Below are 2430 nucleotides of genomic sequence, written 5' to 3' on the forward strand. Positions count from 1 at the left end.
TGTTAATGGCCAATTAAAATGACCCACTACTGGCCATTAATTTTGACCCACCTCCGAGTGGCCGTCAGGCCACAGAACCAGCTACTGTCCCCAGCTTTTATCGATGGCCGGGGGCATGTCAGTGAAGGAGTGGGTTGTGATACACAAGATCAAGGCACTGCACGATAACGGCAAAGGGTTGTCGATCCGCGCCATCAGTCAGGAACTGGGGTTGTCCCGCAATACCGTTCGCAAGTATCTGCGGATGGATGAGAACGCGATTTCGGAACAGATAGAAGATCCCTCACGCACCAAGCGCCTCGATGATCACCGGGATTATCTGATTCATCTTCTCAAAGAATTCCCCAAGCTCAGCGCCGTCAAAATTGCCCGCAAGCTGCAAGCGAAGGTTGGTGAGTTGCCAGCTTCGGATCGTTCCATTCGCCGCTATGTGCGAACGCTCAAGGGGGAAGTGGCCTCAGCCCAGATGCGCTATTACGAACCCATTCTGGACGATGTGCCGGGTGTTCAGTGTCAGGTGGACCCGGGTGAGTTGCGCGGCGTGCTGATTGGTGGCGAAGAGCGCACGCTGCACTTCGTGGTGTTCGTGCTGTCCTACTCGCGGTTGATGTACGTGGGTCTGGCCTTCCGCCCACTGGATACCCAGACCTTTATCCAACTCCATAACGAAGCCCTGCGTTACTTCGGTGGCCTGCCGGAGGAATGCGTCTACGATCAGACCAAGCTGGTGGTCATCAACGAACAGTACCGGGAGCTGACCCTCAACCAACGGTTCCACGAGTATGCCACCACGGCCGGGTTCCGGATCCATGCCTGCGAAGGTTATGACCCGGAGAGCAAGGGCAAGGTGGAAGCTGGCGTGAAGTACGTCAAGCAGGATTGCCTTTACGGTGAGGTCTTCCGGGACCAGGAGCACGTGCGCCAGCACGTGCAGGACTGGCTTGAGAGCGTAGCCAATGTCCGCATCCACGGCACCACCGGAGAGCCACCCCGGGAACGCTTCGAACGGGATGAGCGAGAACACCTGGAGGCTTACCTGTCACCAGCTTGCGTGCAATCTGTGGCCCACGAGACACGTCGAGCCGACAAGACCGGCCTGATCGCCTGGAAGGCCAACAAGTACTCTGTGCCCATGGCCTGGCAACAGGCCCGGGTGGGCGTTCTGGAGTCCGGCGGCCAACTCCACATCAGCGACCTGAACACAGGGGAAGTCATTGCCAGCCATGCTCTGTGTGCCGATAAAGGCAAGGTGATCAAGAACACCCACCACTACCGGGATCATGCCCAGCGGGTGGCCGCCCTTGAGGGTAAGATCAACGACCTGATCGGCAGTGACATCGGGCCACGGTTGTGCCAACAGCTCAAGCGTTCCGAGCCCAAGATCTACAAGGACCAGCTGGTGGCTGCCCGTGACCTGCTCAAGCGCCATGCGCCCGTGGATCCGGCATTAATTACGACGCTGGCAGAGCGTCCCGGCATGACCGCGACACGGCTGCAAAGTTATCTGGAAGCAGCCCAGGCCGCCGTTCTCCGGGAGCGACAGCCGGAACCGCTATCGGAACCAAAAGAAACACTGGATCTGAGCGCTTACCGCCATATTGGCCGCTCCAGTGGCCAGGGGGTGACCCATGAGCCAGCTTGAACAGACCGAGGCCCGTTACCGCAGCCTGCGCCTGAGCGCGGCCGCCGACGAACTGACCAACCTGCTGGCCGAGGCTGAAGCCAACGAGATGTCCTATCTCAGCTTCGCGGACCGGCTTGCCGAGCACGAACTGACCCAGCGCCAGGACAAACGCATCCGCCGGAACCGGAAAATGGCTGCGTTCCCAGCGGAGAAGCGCCTGGAGGGCTTCGACTACCGGCACCAGACCACCATTACCAAACGCCAGGTCAATGCCTTGCTGGACTTCCAGTTCATCGACGAGCGAAACAACCTGGTGTTCATCGGCCCGCCCGGTGTAGGCAAGACCCACCTGGCCATCGGCATTGGCCACAAAGCTGTGGAGGCCGGCTACCGGGTACTGTTCCGCAACGCTCTCGATCTGGTGGAAGAACTAGAGCTGGCCGAGATGAAGGGTGAGTTGAAAAAGCGGGTCAGCCAACTGGCCAAGTACGACCTGCTGATCATTGATGAACTGGGCTATCTACCGATGACCCGGCAGGCCCGATACAACCTGTTCCAGTTGATCAACAGCCTATACGAATACCGTTCAATCATCCTGACCACCAATAAGGACTTCACCAGCTGGGGCGAGTTCTTCCACGACGACAACGTGGCGGTGCCGATCATTGACCGGGTTATCCACCATTCACACATCTTTATGTTGGGAGGAGAAAGCTATCGGCTAAAGCAGAAGACAACAAGCTAGACTATGAAAGGTGGGTCAATTTTATTGGCCAAAGGTGGGTCAAAATAAATGGCCATTGACA

Annotated in this window: 2 protein-coding genes; both read left to right on the top strand. The window is 57.9% G+C overall.

Annotated elements, in window-relative coordinates:
• Window positions 1-136: 136 nt before the first annotated feature.
• Window positions 137-1642: an IS21 family transposase gene (gene istA, locus Q675_RS31270; protein ID WP_023011525.1), complete on the top strand. Its 1506-nt coding sequence runs from the start codon at window positions 137-139 to the stop codon at window positions 1640-1642.
• Window positions 1629-2369 carry an IS21-like element helper ATPase IstB gene (istB, locus tag Q675_RS31275; RefSeq protein WP_011783606.1) on the top strand — a complete coding sequence of 247 codons (741 nt, stop codon included), beginning with the start codon at window positions 1629-1631 and terminating at the stop codon, window positions 2367-2369. The genes istA and istB overlap by 14 nt, the downstream gene beginning before the upstream one ends.
• The last annotated feature ends 61 nt before the right edge of the window (window positions 2370-2430 follow it).

It is taken from the genome of Marinobacter sp. EN3 (assembly GCF_000475315.1).
Classification (GTDB): Bacteria; Pseudomonadota; Gammaproteobacteria; order Pseudomonadales; family Oleiphilaceae; genus Marinobacter; species Marinobacter nauticus.

Excerpts from the sequence above, each read along its gene's own strand:
- istB (WP_011783606.1), top strand. The coding sequence starts at position 1,629 with ATGAGCCAGCTTGAACAGACCGAGGCCCGTTACCGCAGCCTGCGCCTG.